General features: G+C 51.8%; 2 protein-coding genes. Both read left to right on the top strand.

Going from position 1 to position 2,105, the window contains the following annotated elements; genetic code table 11:
- Nucleotides 1–315 (top strand): hypothetical protein (locus tag ACEUKI_RS10715; protein ID WP_374156886.1); only part of this gene is annotated, 315 nt, incomplete at its 5' end.
- Nucleotides 312–2,093: a putative T7SS-secreted protein gene (locus tag ACEUKI_RS10710; protein WP_251847928.1), complete on the top strand. Its 1,782-nt coding sequence runs from the start codon at nt 312–314 to the stop codon at nt 2,091–2,093. The genes ACEUKI_RS10715 and ACEUKI_RS10710, both read left to right, overlap by 4 nt.
- Nucleotides 2,094–2,105: the final 12 nt, after the last annotated feature.

Genomic DNA, 2,105 nt, shown 5'->3' with positions numbered 1-2,105 from the left:
GAACAGGCTGAACTTGGTGATGGTGAATTCATGTCGTTGCAGAAAGTGAATTTGCCGAAAATGGGGACTGCGGTTCGGGCGCAATCAATAACGTCGTTGGTTGATGACAAGGGTGGTAAAACCAATCGTCATGTGGCGTCGCTTCGAACTTTCATCCCGTGTGGGGAGCATGTGTTTGTGGTAACTGGTGCCACTCCGCAAATTGATATTGCTGATGTTTTGTTTAATTTGTTTGCTTCGATGGCGGATACGGTGAGTATTGAGTTTGTGAATTCCAGCGCGTATGCGTCGACGAGTGGGGAGGAAATATCGTGAATCTCGATGGTGAGGATTGGGGTTTTGTCGGGTATTCGGGGAATCAGGTTCCTGGGAGTGGTGGATTCACTGCCGACTTGGCGGGGCGATACTCGAACCTGCAAGGCACTTTCAATAAGATGGCAGATGATTTGGATCATTTGCAGACCAAGGAAGGCATGAGCGGCGAATGGGTGACCAAGTTCGTTGACAAAATTGGTACCATGCCGAAGGATTTCCGCAACTTTGCCACAGGGTTTGGGGATGTCGCGAAAGCACTGGACACGTGGAGTTCAGACATCGATAGCTATCAGCGTCAGGCTTCCAATGCCTTCGTGGAGGTGGAGAATGCCAAGAGAGTACAGGCGAATGCTCAACAGAATGTAGCGTCAAGCCAGCGTGAATTCGATCGTGTGCAAAGTGCGTATTCCAATCTCAGCCCTGATGCCAGTGACGAGGATTATGAGCGTGCACGGGATCGACGCAGACAGGCGCAGAGCATGGTCGACCAGTATGAGCAAGGACTGTCCACGGCCAATAGAGATTTGGAAGCGGCCAAAGCAGCGGTGCATAGGATCGTCGACAACTATAAGAAGGCTGGCGATGAGCAGGCCAAGGCTATTGCCGCTGCCACGCGTGAATCGCCGAAGTTGCATGGTTTTGCGGAGCAATGGCAGTATTCCGATGCTTGGCAGATTACCGTGAAGATTCTTGAGGTCGCCTCCATTGTCCTTGGTGTTATTGGGTTGTTCTTCGGCGGTTGGATTGCCGTTGCTGCCGCGGCGGTGGCCGCGCTGCTGTTCGTGGACAAGCTGTTGGCCAAGGCGAACGGTGATGCGTCGTGGTGGGAAGTTGTGGTATCCGGTTTCTGGGCATTATTGGATGTTGGGGCCGGCTTGAAAGCTGTAAGCAAGATTGCAAATGCCAAGAGCACTGCTGGGCTCATTGCGAAAGATGCCTTCCAACGCGGAGTTGGTGGAAGAGACATGGTGGTGATTAACGCAATTTACAAAAAAGCTTTACGCGCAAGACTGTGGCAGCCGACTAAGTGGGGTAAGAAGCTTCTGAAAATCGCGGATTCCGAGGGTGGATTCCATAAGCTACTAAGTGACGGAAGCGAGTGGATAATGCAAACGCGGGAGCACGTGTTGGATACTTTGAAGCATGACGGCGCGAAAGTCTTTGCCAAGAGTATGATGAGGCAGGGATGGAATGCTCTAGGTGAGGGAATGCATAACACCGTAGTCGGTATCCAGCATTCGTTGAAGAACGGCGGCAGGGCATGGAATCGCCTCGTCTCCGGTTGGCAGGATGCGAAACAGGCCGCGAATGCCGCTCATTCTAACCCAAACAACACGGTGATGAGGGATTTCTGGGATGGTCAGTTCAAGAGATTCGGAGATTGGAGCAAAGGCCACGGGTGGTCCATCGGCGACACAGTCATGAATGCTCGAACCGGGTATACCGATTTTCGGGGTATCCACGACATGAAGAATATCGCCGCTGTCGACACCCATCGGACGGTGTGGGACACCATGAATATTGGCCAGCATTTTTTGGCGTATGTCAACGCGACGTATGACACGTTGAATACGGCGAAAGTGGTGGAGCCGTTTGTGAATCCGACTGCGGATGGTGGTCTGCAGTGGAAGCATTCGCCACAGGATTATTTCAAGACGCTCGTTCCGGATCCAGATCAGTTATGGAATTTCAAGACCATATATCAGGCACCGGGAAAGTTGTCTGATGGGGCGGCTGAGGCATCTAATGCCATTCGAGTTGGTATCAGTGATCTATAAAGGATGGATGAT

Origin of the sequence: Bifidobacterium sp. 2450 (assembly GCF_041900695.1) — a bacterium.
Classification (GTDB): Bacteria; Actinomycetota; Actinomycetes; order Actinomycetales; family Bifidobacteriaceae; genus Bifidobacterium; species Bifidobacterium longum.
This window is presented reverse-complemented; position numbering and strand designations above follow the sequence as displayed.